This window comes from Salegentibacter salinarum, assembly GCF_900168115.1.
Classification (GTDB): Bacteria; Bacteroidota; Bacteroidia; order Flavobacteriales; family Flavobacteriaceae; genus Salegentibacter; species Salegentibacter salinarum.
The window spans coordinates 1-18,426 of the sequence record NZ_FUZC01000016.1 but is presented as its reverse complement, the minus strand read 5'-3'; the positions used below and the strand labels follow the sequence as shown (position 1 = coordinate 18,426).

12 protein-coding genes are annotated in these 18,426 nt (G+C 37.0%); all 12 read left to right on the top strand.

Features of this window, described 5'->3' with window-relative positions; genetic code table 11:
- Positions 1 to 4 precede the first annotated feature (4 nt).
- A complete protein-coding gene (locus B5X53_RS15755; RefSeq protein WP_079714193.1) occupies positions 5 to 1,030 on the top strand; it encodes a glycosyltransferase family 2 protein in 1,026 nt (341 codons plus the stop codon).
- Between the two features lie 92 nt (positions 1,031 to 1,122).
- Entirely contained in the window at positions 1,123 to 2,394 is a 1,272-nt protein-coding gene (locus B5X53_RS15750) for a glycosyltransferase family 4 protein (RefSeq protein ID WP_079714192.1), read from the top strand.
- Positions 2,395 to 2,396: 2 nt separating this feature from the next.
- Positions 2,397 to 3,722 (top strand): hypothetical protein, encoded by a 1,326-nt coding sequence (locus B5X53_RS15745; protein ID WP_079714191.1) that lies wholly within the window; start codon positions 2,397 to 2,399, stop codon positions 3,720 to 3,722.
- A gap of 17 nt (positions 3,723 to 3,739) precedes the next feature.
- Positions 3,740 to 4,912 (top strand): glycosyltransferase, encoded by a 1,173-nt coding sequence (locus B5X53_RS15740; RefSeq protein ID WP_079714190.1) that lies wholly within the window; start codon positions 3,740 to 3,742, stop codon positions 4,910 to 4,912.
- 26 nt (positions 4,913 to 4,938) lie between these two features.
- Positions 4,939 to 6,153 carry a glycosyltransferase gene (locus B5X53_RS15735; RefSeq protein ID WP_198550734.1) on the top strand — a complete coding sequence of 405 codons (1,215 nt, stop codon included), beginning with the start codon at positions 4,939 to 4,941 and terminating at the stop codon, positions 6,151 to 6,153.
- Between the two features lie 10 nt (positions 6,154 to 6,163).
- Positions 6,164 to 6,757, top strand: coding sequence for a WcaF family extracellular polysaccharide biosynthesis acetyltransferase (locus B5X53_RS15730; RefSeq protein WP_079714229.1), 594 nt, complete (start codon positions 6,164 to 6,166; stop codon positions 6,755 to 6,757).
- Between the two features lie 31 nt (positions 6,758 to 6,788).
- Complete coding sequence (locus B5X53_RS15725; RefSeq protein WP_079714188.1) at positions 6,789 to 7,772, top strand: UDP-glucuronic acid decarboxylase family protein; 984 nt, start codon at positions 6,789 to 6,791, stop codon at positions 7,770 to 7,772.
- Between the two features lie 501 nt (positions 7,773 to 8,273).
- Positions 8,274 to 9,053, top strand: a complete 780-nt coding sequence (locus tag B5X53_RS15720; RefSeq protein WP_079714187.1) for a glycosyltransferase family 2 protein — start codon at positions 8,274 to 8,276, stop codon at positions 9,051 to 9,053.
- Between the two features lie 43 nt (positions 9,054 to 9,096).
- Positions 9,097 to 10,449 carry an exopolysaccharide biosynthesis polyprenyl glycosylphosphotransferase gene (locus B5X53_RS15715; protein WP_317042332.1) on the top strand — a complete coding sequence of 451 codons (1,353 nt, stop codon included), beginning with the start codon at positions 9,097 to 9,099 and terminating at the stop codon, positions 10,447 to 10,449.
- 35 nt (positions 10,450 to 10,484) lie between these two features.
- Entirely contained in the window at positions 10,485 to 11,264 is a 780-nt protein-coding gene (locus B5X53_RS15710) for a polysaccharide biosynthesis/export family protein (RefSeq protein WP_079714186.1), read from the top strand.
- Positions 11,265 to 11,272: 8 nt separating this feature from the next.
- Positions 11,273 to 13,642 carry a GumC family protein gene (locus B5X53_RS15705; RefSeq protein WP_079714185.1) on the top strand — a complete coding sequence of 790 codons (2,370 nt, stop codon included), beginning with the start codon at positions 11,273 to 11,275 and terminating at the stop codon, positions 13,640 to 13,642.
- A gap of 174 nt (positions 13,643 to 13,816) precedes the next feature.
- Positions 13,817 to 18,426, top strand: a 4,610-nt coding sequence (locus tag B5X53_RS15700) for a malectin domain-containing carbohydrate-binding protein (protein ID WP_200811840.1), incomplete at its 3' end; no start/stop codon positions are given.

Here is an 18,426-nt window from a genome sequence, read left to right as displayed (position 1 = left end):
AACGATGAAAAAATTGACAGTAGCTATTTGCATCCCCACCTACAACCAGGCAGAGTATTTAAAAAGAAGTATTCAATCTGCCTTGGACCAAACATTCCCAGAAATTTCAGTATATGTCTGTGACGATAGAAGTACAGATAACACTAAATTAATCTGCGAGAAATTTAATGCGGAATATTCTAATTTTTATTACCAACAAAATGATGAGAACCTGGGGATTGCTAAAAATGTAAACAAGCTTCTTAGATGGCCAAAAACAGATTTTATCGTCCGCTTAGATTCAGATGATCTCCTACATCCAAATTATGTAAAAACCCTTCTTTCATTATTCGAGAAATACCCCGAGGCCGGTGTGGGACATGTTAATGTTCAGCAAATAGATGAACACCATCATTTTACCAGAAAACGTTTACTCGCTCGCCAAAAAGAATTCTATTCTGCTGAAAAATCCCTAAGGGAAAGCATTTACGGTTATAAAGTAGCTGCTAACATTTGTATGTTTAGGAGAAACGTTTTAGAAGAACTGAACTTTACCAGCGGTCGTCCGGAATACACAGAGGATTATGATTTATGGGTTCGAATTGCCGATGCCAATTGGGGTAATGTATTTTCATCAAAGATACTGGCCTATTATCGTGTATGGGTAGATAAGAATAATTATAGGATCTCTCTCCAGCGCAAAGAAGCTGAACTTATTGGGTACCAAAGATTATTTGATGAATGTGTAGAACCAGCTTATAAAAGACGCAACTGGTCCGAGAATATTATTAAAACACAACGGGAGAAATTTGCCCTTGAACATGCGTTTGCCTTAAAAAGCAGCTATTTCACCAAATCCGAGAAAGATATTATTACCCAGAGAGTTCTAAATATCTACGATAGTAAAAAGGTAAGATCCCGGATTTCCAGTTATTTAAATCCAGGATCTTTGGGAGCAAAATATTATTCTTTTAAAAGAAAATTAATTGTAAAAATCAAAGATTTGATAAAAGGTTCACAATTCTTTTTGCGAAAATCAAAAGCTGCCTAAAAACGAATCTAATTTATTATCCAAAGATTAGAATAGGGAAGTAGAAGCTTTTCTCCCTTTTTGCTGAATCACTAATAGAAAACCATTTCATTATGAAAATAATAGTATCCCATCCAAACAGTAATCAGTTTAATCGTTCAGCATTACAGGGTTTTTTAGAGAAAGATATGCTTTCAGAATTTCATACTGGAATAGCATTATTTCCAAATGGCTTACTGGATCGTCTGGCTTCTTTTCCAACTTTTTCTGAAATAAGACGAAGAAGCTTTTCTCCTGATTTGAAAAATTATACTCACAATTGGCCAGTGTTAGAAACAGGGAGGCTTATAGCTGGAAAAATAGGAGCAACTTTTCTTACAAGGCACGAAAAAGGTATTTTTTGTATTGATTCAGTATATAATAGCCTGGACCACAGAACGAGCTTACGCTTAAAAGAAGCAAAGAAAAGAGGAGCAAAAGGTGTTTATGCCTATGAAGATGGTGCCTTAAAAACGTTCCGAGAGGCTCACAATTTGGGTCTAAGCTGTTTTTACGATTTACCTATTGGCTACTGGCGAACCGCGAGGGAATTGCTGGAATTAGAAAAAGAAAGGTGGCCTGAATGGAGTGCAACTCTAACGGGTCTTAAAGATTCAGAAGAAAAACTAATACGCAAAGATGAGGAATTAGCCCTTGCTGATAGAATTTTTGTTGCCAGTAGTTTCACTGCTCATACTCTTAAAAATTACCCTGGAAATTTAGCTCCTATTGAAATAATACCATACGGATTCCCACCACCAATTAGTACTAGGAAATATGAAGGAATCAATAATTTAAAACCCCTTAAATTATTATTTGTAGGTGGGCTGTCACAGCGTAAAGGGATTGCAGATGTATTTGCTGTTGTGGATAAATTACAACCGCACGTAACTTTAACGGTGGTAGGTTATAAAGCCTCGGATAATTGTCGGGTACTGGATGAAAATCTGTCTAAACATAAGTGGATTCCCAGTTTACCACATTCCGAAATATTAAAACTGATGAGAGATCACGATGTGTTATTATTTCCATCCCTGTTTGAAGGGTTTGGAATGGTTATAACCGAAGCTATGTCTCAAGGTACGCCGGTGATTACGACTGAAAGAACCGCCGGACCAGATGTGATAATCCATAATGAGAATGGTTGGCTCATAAAAGCTGGTTCTACCATTGCTTTGGAAGAGTGTTTAGATTATTTGTTGCAAAACCCTAAAAGTATATCTGAAGTAGGAAAAGCTGCCAGGGAAACTGCAAAACAACGTCCCTGGAGCGTATATGGGAAAGAATTAGCTACTGCTATAAGTGAACATGTCGGAAAAGCAAATGCTTCGAAATTACGAATTTAAAGATGAGAATCATTCTAGCCAGGCTTGTAGATGAAAATGATCCATACCGATTACTTAAACTGGGTATTTGGGGTTATTTTTTCCTCCTGCTATTTGAAGGTGCCCTACGTAAATGGTTTTTACCGGGTCTTGCCGCTCCACTTTTAATTGTTCGGGATCCTGTTGCTCTTTTTCTCCTTTTCCATGCCTGGAGAAGAAATCTTCTTCCACCTTCAATTTACTTAGTGGGTATGTTAGGCATAGGAATGTTTGCATTTGTTACGGCGCTAATTTTTGGGCACGGCAATCTTGCTATTGGAATTTTTGGTGCAAGAATTCTTATGCTTCAATTTCCTGTAATTTTCGTGATTGGTAAAGTTTTTTCCCACGAAGATGTGATCAAGGTTGGAAAGATTATGTTATGGATAGCTATACCAATGATAGTTTTAATATCGCTACAATTTTATAGTCCCCAATCGGCCTGGGTTAATCGTGGCGTTGGAGGGGATATGGAAGGGTCAGGATTTAGTGGCGCAATGGGATATTTTAGGCCGTCAGGAACATTCTCCTTTACGACAGGTAATACTATGTTCTTTAGCCTCCTTAGCTGTTTTGTTTTTTATTTCTGGATAGGAGGAATAAAAGTGAATCGTTTATTGCTCATTGCTGCAACTATTGCTTTGTTTATTGCTATCCCACTTTCTATTAGTAGATCATTATTATTTCAAGTTATCATAGGGGTAACATTTGCGGTCCTTGCCAGTATTAGAAATCCAAAATATGCTGGCCGTATCATTGGAGCAGGCATTGCAGGCTTTGTTATTTTAAGCGTTTTGAATAATGTAGAAATTTTTCAAACAAGTACTGAAGTGTTTACCAGTCGGTTTGAAACTGCAAGCAAAGTAGAAGGTGGCTTGCAAGGTACTCTGGTAGACAGATATTTTGGAAACTTAATTTCTGCAGTTAGTGGTTCTTCAGCAGAAAGAATTCCATTTTGGGGATACGGAATCGGATTAGGTACAAATGTGGCTAGTTTCCTGTTAACAGGAGGTAGGAACTTTCTAGTAGCAGAAGATGAATGGTTAAGATTGATGGGGGAGATGGGATTTTTAATGGGATTTGGAGTTATTTTAATCCGCTTGGGAATTTGTCTACAGATGGCCTTGGCTAGTTATCAGAGGCTAAAAACAGGCGATTTTCTACCCTGGATGTTGTTAAGCTTTTGTCTTTTAATCGTACCCCAGGGCCAATGGGCCCAACCTACAACTTTGGGATTCGCGATATTAATAGGTGGGTTATTGCTCGCTTCATTAAACGTGGAAGATGAAAAAATCACACATCATTTTTAGAACAATATTTAGTCAGGATGAACATTGTCTTTTTCTCACATCCCAGTTTTATCGCTCACAAAAGTATGCCGCGATTTACCCGTTTACTGGATGAAGGGATGCGGGAACGGGGACACACAACCAGAGTATGGTCACCTAGAGGACGATTTTATTATCTGCCTATGGTTGAAAAATTTAAAAAATGGCTTGGGTATTTAGATCAGTATTTATTGTTTCCCTTGGAAGTATATTTCAAAGTAAAAAAAGAGAGTGCAGATACCCTGTTTGTATTTACAGATCATGCATTGGGACCCTGGGTGCCGTTGGTTTTTAATAGGCCACATGCTATTCACTGTCATGATTTTCTGGCTCAGCGAGCTGCCCTAGACGAAATTTCAGAAAATATTACTGGTTGGACTGGCAAAAAATATCAGGCTATGATTCGCAGAGGCTATTCTAGAGGCAGAAACTACATCTCTGTATCGAAAAATACGAAACGAGATCTTCATAGGTTTACCTCTTCCACTGCCGGAGTATCTGAAGTGGTCTATAACGGGCTCAATAATAGCTTTAAACCAATGAATGTTTTTAAGGTGCGAATTGATTTAAAGGAGAAAACCGGAATCGATGTTTGCCATGGTTATATACTTCACGTTGGCGGTAATCAGTGGTATAAAAACAGGAGGGGAGTTATTGAGATTTATAATGCCTGGCGAATAAAATTTAAAAAAGACCTACCGCTCCTGCTTGTGGGAGAAAAACCCGATGAACTTATTCGGAATGAATGGCAAAGTTCTTCCTTCAAAAAAGATATACATATGCTGGATTCTTTTTCAGACGAATGGCTTAAAAAAGTTTACGCCGGTGCTTCAGTTTTTCTTTTTCCATCGTTGGCTGAAGGATTTGGTTGGCCAATAGCAGAAGCAATGGCCTCCGGATGCCCGGTAATTACTACGAGAGAGGCGCCAATGACCGAGGTGGCAAAGAAAGCGGCCTTGTATGTTCCCAGAAAACCTTCTAGTTCTTTGGAAGTTATGAAATGGAGTGAAAATGCTGCCGAGGTTTTGGAAAAAATAATAAGTAGTTCTAGTACTGAACTCGAAATGATAAAAGAAAGAGGAATCCAAAACGCAAGGAGGTTCAATTCTAAAGATGCGCTTGATAAGATTGAAAAGATTTACCTGGATATTCTAAAATCTGAAAATAACTAATGAGGCTTTTACACGCAATAGATAATATGAATCCTGAACGCGGTGGTGTTTGTCAAGCTGTGCGGACCGTTATTTCGGGACTTTCAGAATATGAGGTGGCTAATGAAGTAGTTTGTGTTAATTCACCTGATGAAGATTTCATATTAAAAAGTGATTTTAAAGTTTATGCACTAGGCCCTTCAGATAAATTCTGGTCTTATAGTGCTAAGCTTATGCCCTGGTTAAGAAAAAATTTCTCTGAGTATGATGCTATCATTGTCCATGGGCTGTGGCAATATCCATCTTATGCATTCGAAAAGATTAGGAAAGAATTAGAGGGACGTGGTGATTTTAGACAAAACTTACCGAAACTTCATGTGATGCCTCATGGAATGTTAGACCCCTATTTTCAAACTGCGCCGGATAGAAAATTAAAGGCGATTAGGAATAAAATATACTGGGAATTAATTGAAAGAAAGATTGTAAACAATGCAGATGCCATACTTTTTACTTGTGAAACAGAGTGTTTAATGGCACGTATCCCTTTTAAACCTTACCATCCAAAAGAAGAAATTGTGGTGGGTCTGGGAGTAGAAGCTCCACCTGAGTTTATCCCCGAAATGAAAGTTTCCTTTAAAGAACAATGTAAAGGAATTGAGAATAATGATTATGTGCTCTTTCTAAGCAGGATCCATGAGAAAAAGGGGGTAGATATTTTAGTGGAAGCTTATGCAGATTTATTGAATAATGGGGGTAAGGCTAAAATATCAGCCAGTAAAATTCCAAAATTAGTAATAGCTGGACCCGGATTAGCATCGGAGTATGGTAAAAAAGTTCAGAACATTATTAATCATAATCCTGCCCTAAAAGAAAATGTTTTTTTACCAGGTATGCTTTCCGGAGATGCAAAATGGGGAGCTTTTTATGGGTGTGAAGCTTTTATTTTACCTAGTCATCAGGAGAATTTTGGAATTGCAATTGTTGAAGCTATGGCTTGCAGAAAACCGGTATTAATTACAAATAAAGTTAATATTTGGCGAGAAATCTTGAACTCTGATGCGGGGTTCGTTGAAGATGATACCTTAATTGGTGTATCAAATCTTCTCGAACGTTGGTGGGCTTTAGATAAGGAGAGGAAGGATGATATGGCTAAAAATGCAAAAATAAACTTTGAGGAAAAATTTGCTATTTCTAAAGCTTCCAGCCGATTGTTTGAAGTATTAAGCAAATCACTTACTAATATGGAAGGAGTAGATTTCTAGATCAATGGTTATGGATGCAAAAGCTATTTCAAAAGTAAAGCTCAACGAGTTTGACGCTTCAATAGGTCTGGACAGAGGCGCAAGCAGGATAAAAGAGGTAACCTGGTATTTATTTAAAATGCTTTTTTTCTTAACTGCTTTTCCTTTTCCAAGCTCTTTAAAAGTTTCTTTATTAAGATTGTTTGGAGCAAAAGTCGGAAAGAATGTAATTCTTAAGCCCAGGGTGAATATACATTTTCCCTGGAAACTGGAGATGGGCAATAATGTGTGGATTGGGGAAGAAGTGTTCATCTTGAATTTTGAGAAAATTAATATCGGGGATAATGTTTGTATTTCCCAAAGGGCTTTTCTCTGTGGTGGCAATCACGACTATCGTAAACCATCCATGCCATTTAGAAATGGACCTATAAATCTTGAAAATGGTTGTTGGATTGGAGCTTGTTGTTTTATTGGGCCAAATGTTACAATCGGAATTGATAGCGTGATTACGGTTGGCTCAGTTATAACATCAGATGTGAAGAATAACCTTATATGCAAAAGAACCGGGAGCGACTTTGAAAAAGAAAGATGGAAAAATACTGAAGAGGTCGTTAACCTATTCTAATTACTATTGATAACTACTTAAATATGCAACTATGAAAAGAATTTTAATTACAGGTGGGGCAGGATTTATTGGGTCCCATCTATGTGAACGACTGTTGAAAGAGGGAAATGAGGTAATTTGTTTAGATAACTATTTTACAGGTAGTAAAAAAAATATAATTCACTTAATGAAGAATCCTTTGTTTGAGGTTATTAGGCATGATATTACGACGCCATTTTTTATAGAGGTAGATGAAATTTACAATCTGGCCTGTCCGGCCAGCCCGGTTCATTACCAGTATAATGCTATAAAAACTACCAAAACTTCAGTAATCGGAGCTATAAATATGCTTGGACTGGCAAAAAGAATTAAAGCCAAAATTTTACAGGCCAGTACAAGCGAAGTGTATGGCGATCCACAAATACACCCCCAACCAGAAAGTTATTGGGGAAATGTAAACCCAATTGGACCGAGGTCTTGTTATGATGAAGGTAAACGTTGTGCTGAAACGCTGTTTATGGATTACCATCAACAAAATGATGTTTGTATAAAAATCATTAGAATCTTTAATACTTATGGTCCCAACATGAATCCCAATGACGGTAGGGTAGTTTCCAATTTTATTATGCAAGCTTTAAAAGGTGAGGACATTACTATTTTTGGGGATGGTAGTCAAACCAGATCATTTCAATATGTAGATGATTTAGTAGAGGGCATGATAAGAATGATGAATACTGAAGACGCTTTTACCGGTCCCGTTAATATTGGCAACCAGAAGGAATATACTATGATGGAACTAGCAGAGAATATTTTAGAACTCACAGGATCTGATTCAAAATTAATTTTCAAATCACTTCCCCAGGACGATCCTCAAAGGAGACAACCAGACATTCATTTGGCAACAGCCAAACTCAATGGTTGGAAACCAGAAATCCAGTTAAAAGAAGGTTTATCTAAGACAATTCAATATTTTGAAGCCATTTACCATGGAACTCCGTTAAAAGAAAGAAATTTATCCCTTCACTTGGTTAAATAGCAACTTTTTTAAAAATGTTTGTTCAATATTCAAATACGATAATATTAATAACATTACCTGAGCAGTAAAAAAGTACCCTTCCCAAACTTCTACTTTCTAATATATTTTAGACATATCCTGATATCCTACCTACGTTTATTGAGCCTTTTGTGAAGTAAGGCCCCACCTTCAATGTAGCTTCTATCCAATAAAAGACGCCTAGATGGCAGTTCAGCTTACTCCATTTTTAGCGATAGAAATCCACCTATATCAATGTATAAAATATAAATTATGAAAACTTCATCTTTAACACTATCGTTCGCGGCATTTATGCACTTAATAGTAATTGACAGTATCTGCTTTTTTTTAAGTTCTGAAATTGCAATGAATTTAAATATAATTGCGGGCTATAATATTTTATGGGTCATACTTATTGTTCTAATAGGGGCACAGGCTTATAATCATGAAAGAGCCTAATTCTTTTTTTCTCTTCTTTTATTTTAATTAATTAATTTTTCAAATATGAGAATTTCAATAATTACCATTGTTTACAACAGGCAATATTGCATTGCGGAATGTATTGAGTCAGTTTTGAATCAGAGTTATGATGATATAGAGCACCTTGTGATAGATGGTGGTTCTAATGATGGTACGCAACTGGAAGTCGAAAAATATCAGGATAAATTGGGATATTATATTTCGGAAAAAGACGAGGGTATTTTTGATGCTTTAAACAAGGGAATAAAAAATGCGACAGGAGATTTAATAGGCATCCTCAATTCGGACGATTTTTTTTACGAGGCAGATACGATTAAAAAAGTGGTAGAGGCATTTAAAATATCAAATGCAGATCTCGTGTATGCGAAAGGACTTTTTGTAGATCAAAAAAATCCAGAAAAAGTTAAACGAATGTATTCTTCCAAACCATTCAATAAAAGATTTCTGTTTTTTGGATGGATACCCCTGCATACTACCATTTTTGTTCGGAAAGAGGTTTTTCAAATATATGGAATGTATAATTCTGGGTATACGATAGCAAGCGATTACGAAATTTCATTGAGGTGGTTTCAAAATGATGATATAAAAAAGTACTTCCTTAATGAATGGGTAGTTAAAATGCGTCTGGGCGGATTAAGTACTTCAATGAAATTACAAATTAAGAAATCTAAAGAAGATTTAAGGATTATTCGGCTCAATAGGTTAAGTGGTTTTTTTACCCTTTTCTGCAAAATTGGGCGTAAAGTCCCCCAGTATTTAATTCCTCAGTTCCGTAGTTTAACTAGCATTTTTCCAAAAGCCTAAAAGATAATTTGTATTCCGCTAGGTTACATTTTTCAATATAAATATGAATAAAATGAAATGGTCTCCTTTTATAATGCCCTTTTCATTATTGGCACATTTAGTAATAATAAATGTTTTTTTACATTTATTAAATCCTGAATTCTATTCTAATATTCTGGCTATTATAGGTTTCAATTTAGCCTGGATATTATCTGCCCTTTGTCTAAATTTTTATGTTGTAGAAAGGAAGGAGCGGTTTAGAACCAAATTCAATAAGTTTCTTCGTCATTACCTATTATTCTGTTTAGCGTACTTTTCAGTGTTTGCATTTCTGAAATTGGAACTGGTAATAGAGTACCAGGTATTTACCCTTGTATTTCTCCTATTAATATTAACATTTTATCGGTGGTTCTTCTTTTCCGTTAGACGGCTCTATCGTTTAGAGGGAGGAAATTACCAAAATGTGGTAATAGTGGGAAATGATAAAAATATGGGAATAATCAGAAAAGTTTTTGATGAACCCGATTTTGGTTATAGGTATAAAGGTTTTTTTCATAACAAAAGTTCTGATAACAAAGATTACCTGGGAAATGTGGAATCTTGCTATGATTTTATTTTGAAGAATAACATTGATGAAATTTACTGTATAGTTTCTCAACTTTCTAATGAACAGCTAAACCGTTTAATATCTTTTGCGGATAATAACCTTAAGCACCTCAAATTAATACCTGATAACAAGGAAATTTTTACCCGTTCAATGAATGTTGAGTTGTTTGGCACCGTTCCGGTTTTAAATTTAAGGAAATCCCCTTTGGAAAAGAATTATGCTAAATACGGAAAACGCATTTTCGATGTCCTATTTTCCATTTTCGTTATAGTCTTTATACTATCCTGGCTTATACCACTGGTTTTTATTTTGATGAAGATTGAATCAAAGGGGCCATTATTTTTTAAACAGCTTAGACACGGTTACAATAAAAAACCATTTTGGTGTTATAAGTTCAGATCTATGGCGGTGAATAAATTGGCTAATGAAAGAATGTGTAGCCGAAATGATCCGCGTGTTACCAAACTCGGCAGGATATTAAGAAAAACTAGTATTGATGAATTACCCCAATTTATAAATGTGCTAAAAGGGGAAATGAGTGTGGTTGGACCGCGCCCACATATGGAAACTCATACTTTGGAATATGCGGGAACTGTTGATAAGTACCTGGTTAGACACTTTACAAAACCCGGAATTACAGGACTGGCACAAATTAAGGGCTATAGAGGAGAAATCTCCTGTAAATCAGATATTATTAACAGAACAAGGTTTGATATTTTTTATCTCGAAAAATGGACTCCTTTGATGGATTTTAAAATCATCTACCAAACCATTTATAATGCCGTGTTGGGTGATGAAAAGGCCTTCTAACACAGCATTCTCTAATTTTTAACTAAAACCATTTTATGAAATTCAATTCTACTCTCAAGCGGCTTTTGCTGTCTGGTATATTATGCATATTACTTTATTCCTGCGTTTCTAGAAAAGAGATGGTTTACTTTCAGGAGATAGAACAATTAAGAAAAAATGAAGCGAAACGATCTGGGAATAATCTGGAAATCCAGCCAGATGATGTGCTTACTATTCGAGTTTCGGCACCAGAACAGGAAGCAGCTTTACCATTTAACCTTACCAAATCTATTACCTCTCAGGACAGGATAATGGGAGAAGTAGAACTTGAAACCTATCTTGTTTCAGATGAAGGTACCATAGTTTTTCCTGTTATAGGAGAACTCGAGGTAGAAGGTTATACCAACATACAACTGGCGAAGAAAATACAGGATTTAATTGCTGAATATGTAAAGGATCCAATAGTGAATGTACGGATTTTAAATTTTCAAATTACCGTTTTAGGCGAAGTGAAGAACCCCGGGACATTTTTTATTGATGATGATCACATAAGTATAACCAAAGCTTTAGGTATGGCCGGTGATCTTACCATTTTCGGACAAAGAAAAAATATTCTTGTAATGGGAGAAGATGGAGATCATAAAACGTATGCTTATCTTGATCTTACCGATGCCGGGGTGGTCAATAACCCCCATTATTATTTAAGACAAAACGATGTTATTTATGTTGAACCACGAGGAACAAGAAGGCAGTCAGCGGGTTCTACCGGCTTAGCTTCAACTTACCTATCTATTATATCTGTAATTGCCTCACTCATTATCTTAATCACCAAATAAGTCTGGTTATGGAAAACAATATCAATAAAGCTCATATGGATAAGATCAATATGAGAAAGGAGATCACTAAATACTTAAAAAAATGGCCCTGGTTTATACTATGCATTATTATTTGCGGTGCGGCAGGTTATACATATCTAAGATATACTACACCTCAATATCTTGCCAAGACCCAAATTATTCTTAAAGATGATTCTTCCAAAAATTCTGAATCTGTAATCTTTAAAGACCTGGGAATTATGAGTACTGCGGGGACTAAAAGTATAGAAAACGACCTGGGTATTTTACGGTCGAGACGGTTAATGAATGAGGTGGTTAGGTCCTTGAATTTATATATTCAATATTATATAGAGGGCGAGTTCAATGATATTGAACTTTATGAGAACGTTCCTTTTTCAATCCACGTCATGGGCTTTGATGAAAATCTTCTGAAACAAAATGGTGGAGGCAGGTTTGAAGTTTGGAGATCTTCCAATAAGATATACAAGATTAAAAATCTACAAACAGGAAGGATTAAAGAGGAGGAGCCAGGTAACACGATAGATCTAGGGTTTGCACAAATAATAATTCGCCCCCGGGAAAATAATAGAGATTATGAGGGTAAAACCATAGTTCAATTTTCAGAAATAAATAAAATAGCTGCCAATTATCGCAACAAAATAAATTTTACCCAGGCGGACGAAAATTCCCTCTTGATTGGAATTGAACTTACCGATCCGGTAAAAGAAAAAGCACGAGATATTTTAGATCAATTAATTATGGAGTTCAACAGATCGGCGATAGAAGATAAAAACCTAATAGCCGGAAATACATTTGATTTTATAAATGAACGCCTGGCAATTATCAATGAGGAACTGGATTCAGTTGAAACCGGAAAGAAAATTTTCAAACAACAAAATCAACTTACAGATATACACGCAGAATCTCAAATGTTTATACAGAATGCGAGTGATTATAATAAAAAAAGACAGGAGATTGGCACACAACTGGAGCTTTCCAACGCAATGTTGGAATATATTTCTTCAAACTCTGATGGGAATCTTTTACCATCTAATTTAGGTCTGTCAGAAGGTGGAGTCAACGATCAAATTGATGAATACAATTCTCTTATATTAGATCGAAACAGGCTTTTGGCTGGGTCCAGTGAAAAAAACCCAATGGTAATAAAATTGAACAGTCAAATAGATCAAATCAAAGCCAATGTGGTACAAAGTCTAAACCGAGCCAGATCAAATCTTTTAATTTCACAAGAAGATATTCAAAGACAGGCGTCCAGTATTGGTTCTAAAATTTATTCAGTTCCCACAAAAGAACTCCAGTATAGGGGGATAGAACGACAACAGAGTATTAAAGAAACTTTGTATTTGTTCTTATTGCAAAAAAGAGAAGAAAATTCGTTGGCTATGGCCATAACCGAACCTAAGGCAAAAATAGTAGATCGCGCATATTTTAGCGATTATCCCATTTCTCCTAATTCCAGAAGTGTATATATGGGAACATTTATTTTAGGTTTATTCATACCTTTTTCATTAATCTATATAACTGGTCTTCTTGATAATAAGATAAGAAAGCGAGTAGATATTGAAAGTATGGCTTCAAATATACCATTGGTGGGTGAAATTCCAAAAATGAAGCAAAAATTAAAACTTATTAAATCAAATGATCGATCTGTTCTGGCAGAAGCATTTAGAATTCTAACAACGAATTTACAGTACCTACTTATAACTAAAAAAAATAAGAATTCGGGTATTACATTTTTAGTAACCTCTACAATTAAAGGAGAAGGAAAGACATTTACCTCAATTAATCTTTCTATTACGCTTGCAAATACCTCAAAGAAAGTTTTACTGATTGGTGGAGATTTGAGAAACTCTAAACTTCAGCCATTTGTGATAAATAAAAGTCAAAAACTAGGTTTATGCGATTATCTGGCAGATGATACTTTAACTTTGGACTGTCTAATTCAGAAATCAAGCTTGAATGCTCATTTAGATATTCTTTTAAGTGGAAACTATCCCCCAAATCCTTACGAGCTGCTTAAAACGGAAAAAATGGGTGTTTTAATTGAATACATGCAAAAAGATTATGATTATATTGTTATAGATACAGCTCCATCATTGCTAGTAGCAGATACATTTTTACTTACCAAGTTTGCTGATATAGTTTTATATATAGTAAAAGCGGGATTTACAGATAAGGAATTACTTGAATTTCCGCAGCGAGCAAAAGAACAAGAAAAATTTTCTAAGATTGCATTTATTCTCAATCACGTGTCTAAAGCCCATTTGGGTTATGGCAATAATTATGGCTACGGATATGGTGAAGCTAAAGAGCGCTCCTGGAGCAAAGGATATAAATCTACTGTTTTCGATATTTAAAATAAACCATTTCTTCCATTTTCAGCATTGAACATCCCGCTAAGTCCTTAGCTGGGAATCTATAGTCCCTACCACTCTAAATAAATAAAAGATTTTTACGCTAGAGCTGTTCTGGTGAGTAATATTCTATCCAATTTTCAAAATTATCAGGTCATAATTCTAATCATTTAAAAGATGAAAACTTTATTCTATTCGGCTTTAAAAGCCATCCTTTTGGTTTCCATTTATCTTCACTTTTGCCCTAGTTCTGAACTAAAGGCTCAGAGTTTTTCACAGAACAATATTGATCTTAATGGGAAGGGTACCATTAATAATGGTACTTCGCTAACCTTTGGACCTGATGGGAGATTATACGTTGCGGAATATGTGGGTGTGATAAAAGCCCTAACACTGGAAAGAACTGACGAAGGTGACTATATTGTTACCGAAATGGAGCAAATTAATGGCATCCAGTCTATACAAGGTTACAATGATGATGGTTCACTTCACGAAAGTACAATGCGGCAAACCATAGGATTGGAAGTAATTGGTACGGCAACTAATCCGGTTATATATGTATCCACCAGTGATTTTCGAATTGGCGGCGGTGGCGGTGGGGGCAGTGGAGATGTGGGACTAGACACAAATTCCGGTATTATTACCAGATTTAGCTGGAACGGTATCGGCTGGGACGAGCTAGACATCGTAAGAGGTTTACCACGATCTGAGGAAAATCACTCAACCAATAACATGGAATTCACCACGATTAATGGAGAAGATTATTTAATAGTTGCTTCGGGAGGGCATACTAATGCAGGGGGACCCTCAACAAACTTTGCATATACAACCGAGTATGCCCTTTCAGCAGCTATTCTCTCAGTTAACCTCACGATGCTTGAAAATATGCCTATACTCGATGATAATGGCAGGAAATATATCTATGATATTCCCACATTAGACGATCCGTCCAGACCTAACCTTAATGGAATAACAGATCCTGATGCACCTGGTTATGATGGGATTGATTTTAATGACCCATTTGGAGGGAATGATGGACTCAACCAGGCTATGATCATGGCTGGAGGACCTGTTCAAATATTTTCTCCCGGTTACCGTAATGCTTATGATCTGGTAGTTACCGAAAGTGGAGCAGTCTATGTTACAGATAATGGAGCTAACGGTGGCTGGGGAGGCTTTCCTGTAAATGAAGGAGGGGGAGATGCCAATAATGATTATGACCCTGGTGAGCCAGGAAGCTCATATACCTCAGGAGGTGAGAAGATAAATAATAAAGATCACTTAAGCCTGGTTACTCTGGATATACAATCTTATCAATTTGGTAGTTTTTATGGTGGGCATCCTACCCCTGTAAGAGCAAATCCATATGGGGCCGGCTTATATACAAACCCGGCGATAACAGGTACTGAAGGAGCTATTTTTCGTACACTGATTTATCATCCCAATAAGGATATAGATGGGTTTACCTCAAATCCTGCACTGGGTCTTCCCGCTAATTGGCCTCCTGTGGGGTTTGCAAATCCCGTAGAGGGAGATTACAGAGGCCCCGGAGATCCGAATCCCGATGGACCAGAAGATGCATTGGTCACTACCTGGGGTACAAATACAAATGCTATAGATGAATATACTGCTTCCAATTTTAACGGGGCTATGAAGGGAGATCTAATCGCAGGAGTGAACACGGGTGTCCTACGACGCGTTCAACTCAATGAAGACGGAAGTCTGAAAGAACTTACCCCATCATTTGCTTCCGGTATTGGTGGAGATGCCCTTGGTGTAGCCTGTAATGGAGATAATGATATTTTTCCTGGGACAATTTGGGTGGTAACCCTAAATGGGAAACTAGTTGTGTTTGAACCTCAGGACTTTGGTATATGTTTACAGCCTGAAGATGAAGGATATGACTCTCTGGCAGATTATGATGGCGATGGGTATACCAATCAGGATGAAATAGACAATGAAACAGATCATTGTAATGGGGGATCTCAACCTAATGACCATAATAAAGCAGCCGGCGCTCCCTTAATTTCAGACCTGAATGACCTTGATGATGATAATGATGGAATTCCTGATACCGAAGATCCTTTCCAATTAGGAAATCCAATGGAAAGCGGGAGTGATGCTTTTAGTTTACCAGTAGTTAATGAACTTTTTTCCAGCAATCCAGATCTTCAGGGGTATATGGGTCTTGGACTGACGGGCCTTATGAATAATGGTGATCCGAATCCCAACTGGCTTAACTGGCTGGACAGGCGTGATGACCCCAGTGACCCGAATCCAAATGATATTTTAGGAGGAGCCATCGGAGCTATGACCATGCAAATGACTACCGGAACAGCTCTGGGTACTAATAACAATCAGGAAAAAGGGTTTCAGTATGGAGTAAGGGTTGACCAGTCTACAGGAGTTTTTACCGTAGCTGGAGGACTGTTTAATTTTAATGACCCATTGCAGTTATATGGTCACCCGAGTACTCCAAACGGGGAATTAGGGATATTTATAGGAACTGGTTTTCAGGACAATTATATAAAATTTGTTTTAACCAAAAGTGGGCTGACTATACAGCAGGAAATTAATGACGTGCCATTAGATCCATTATTAATACCTGTCCCCGAACAGAATAGACCGGAGTCTGGAGCTGCGCTATTTTATGTGATTGATCCTGTCTCAGGAAATATTGCTTTCGAGTATATTTTTGATAATGGTCCTCGCATTTCAGCTGGTTCTATTGTAGCTCAAGGTGCTATTCTGGAAGCTATTCAAAGTTCTGAAAAGGATTTGGCTGTTGGTTTAATAGGATCCTCCAATGAACAAGGAATAGAATTAGAGGGAACATGGGATTATCTTCATGTATCAGGAAGTGCTCCATATATAGTAAAAGAACTCCCGGATGTAACCGGAATAATAGGATCAGTAGACCAAACCATAGATTTGAGTAATCATTTTAATGATGATTATGGAACTGACAACCTACAGTTTTCTATAGTTAATAATTCCAATCCTGCTATTGAAGCTTTTGTTGTAGAAAACATTTTAGAGATAAGCTTTCCACCTTCACCTGAAGTTTCTGATATTACCGTACGCGCTACAGATGCCGATAATTTATATGTAGAACAAACATTAAGGATTACGGTAAATGAAGCTCCTATTTCAAATATTTTGTACCGTATTAATGCTGGGGGTCCGACTATTATGTCTCTTGATGGAGAGGTAGACTGGGAAGCAGATACCTCTGGGCAGAATTCTCTATATCTTACTGAAGCCGGCGGGAATAATACCAGTGGTTTCAGTTTCAACAATTATTCAGAAGAAATAGATCTTAGTACTACACCAACCAGTATCTTTAATACAGAACGTTCTGATCATTGGTCCGGTCCACCCAATGTAACTTATTCCTTTCCTGTAGAGCAAGGAAAATATGAAGTTCGATTATATATGGGCAATGGTTATCACGGTACTTCAGATCCTGGTGAGAGGATATTTGATGTTGGAATTGAAGGGATCACACATCCGGAAATTAAAGATATTGACCTTTCTGGTACGTTTGGACATCGCACTGGTTCTGTTTTAACTAAAATAGTAGACGTGAATGATGGTTTTTTGGATATATCTTTATTGCACGGTCAGATAGAAAATCCTCTTATTAACGGAATAGAGATCTTAGGTTCTTCAAGAGGGGAAACCCCTATTGTTGTTTCCCAAATCCCAGATCAATTTAATATTGTTGGGGAGGAACTTGATGGAAGTCTGGCCGCTGTGGCAAGTGGAGGGGATGGTAATCTATCCTATAGTATTTCAGGTGCACCCGAAGGGGTTTTTATTGAGCCTACTAACGGACAAATAGGAGGAACAATTAATAATAATGCTAATAATCAAAGCCCATATACTATTACAATTATAGTAGATGATGGAGATGGATATTCGAATGATGCAGCGAACATTTCCTTTACCTGGACCATCACAGCTGGAGAACCATATATTGTTCAGGAGATACCCGATCTCAATAGGTTGGTAGATTCTGATGATGAAATTATTAATTTGAATAATTTTTTTGATGATAATGCTGGAAAGGAAAATATATTATATAGCATCGAAGATAATAGTAATCCTCTTGTCAATACTGCCATTTTAGATAGCCTTTTAACCATAAGTTTCCCATCAGAAGCGTCAATTGCTAATATTACTGTTCGTGCTACTGACACTGATAATTATTACGTGGAACAGCTTTTTGGGGTTACCGTAAATGCACAAACTTCAGATCCTGCGCCTCCTACAGTACTATACCGTGTTAATTCTGGTGGACCTGCAATAGCTTCCATCGATGGTGAAATAGACTGGGGGGCAGACACGTCCTCGGAGAATTCCCCATACCTGGCTGAAGCTGGAGGGAATAATACCGCTAGTTCCGGCATGAAGAATTATACCGATTCAGTTGATCTGGAAACAACCCCGACCAGTATTTTTAACTCAGAAAGGTCAGATTATTTCTCTGGCATGCCAAATGTCATGTATTCATTTCCACTGGATCCCGGCACTTATGAGATACGCCTATATTTAGGCAATGGTTACCATGGAACCTCAAAAGCAGGGCAACGGATTTATAATGTTGAGATGGAAGGCATAGTTCATCCTGAACTTGAAGGGATAGATATCTCCGGAACTTTTGGGCATAAGGTAGGGGCGGTTATTAATAAAACGGTTAATGTTACCGATGGCTTCCTGAATATTTCCTTTATTCATGGGGTGGAAAATCCTCTTATCAATGGAATAGAAATTCTAGGATCAAC

Bases quoted from the DNA above. Each gene is read 5' to 3' on its own strand.
- B5X53_RS15755 (WP_079714193.1), top strand. From the start codon at position 5: ATGAAAAAATTGACAGTAGCTATTTGCATCCCCACCTACAACCAGGCA.
- B5X53_RS15720 (WP_079714187.1), top strand. From the start codon at position 8,274: ATGAGAATTTCAATAATTACCATTGTTTACAACAGGCAATATTGCATT.
- B5X53_RS15745 (WP_079714191.1), top strand. From the start codon at position 2,397: ATGAGAATCATTCTAGCCAGGCTTGTAGATGAAAATGATCCATACCGA.
- B5X53_RS15750 (WP_079714192.1), top strand. From the start codon at position 1,123: ATGAAAATAATAGTATCCCATCCAAACAGTAATCAGTTTAATCGTTCA.
- B5X53_RS15735 (WP_198550734.1), top strand. From the start codon at position 4,939: ATGAATCCTGAACGCGGTGGTGTTTGTCAAGCTGTGCGGACCGTTATT.
- B5X53_RS15740 (WP_079714190.1), top strand. From the start codon at position 3,740: ATGAACATTGTCTTTTTCTCACATCCCAGTTTTATCGCTCACAAAAGT.
- B5X53_RS15705 (WP_079714185.1), top strand. From the start codon at position 11,273: ATGGAAAACAATATCAATAAAGCTCATATGGATAAGATCAATATGAGA.
- B5X53_RS15710 (WP_079714186.1), top strand. From the start codon at position 10,485: ATGAAATTCAATTCTACTCTCAAGCGGCTTTTGCTGTCTGGTATATTA.
- B5X53_RS15725 (WP_079714188.1), top strand. From the start codon at position 6,789: ATGAAAAGAATTTTAATTACAGGTGGGGCAGGATTTATTGGGTCCCAT.
- B5X53_RS15715 (WP_317042332.1), top strand. From the start codon at position 9,097: ATGAATAAAATGAAATGGTCTCCTTTTATAATGCCCTTTTCATTATTG.
- B5X53_RS15730 (WP_079714229.1), top strand. From the start codon at position 6,164: ATGGATGCAAAAGCTATTTCAAAAGTAAAGCTCAACGAGTTTGACGCT.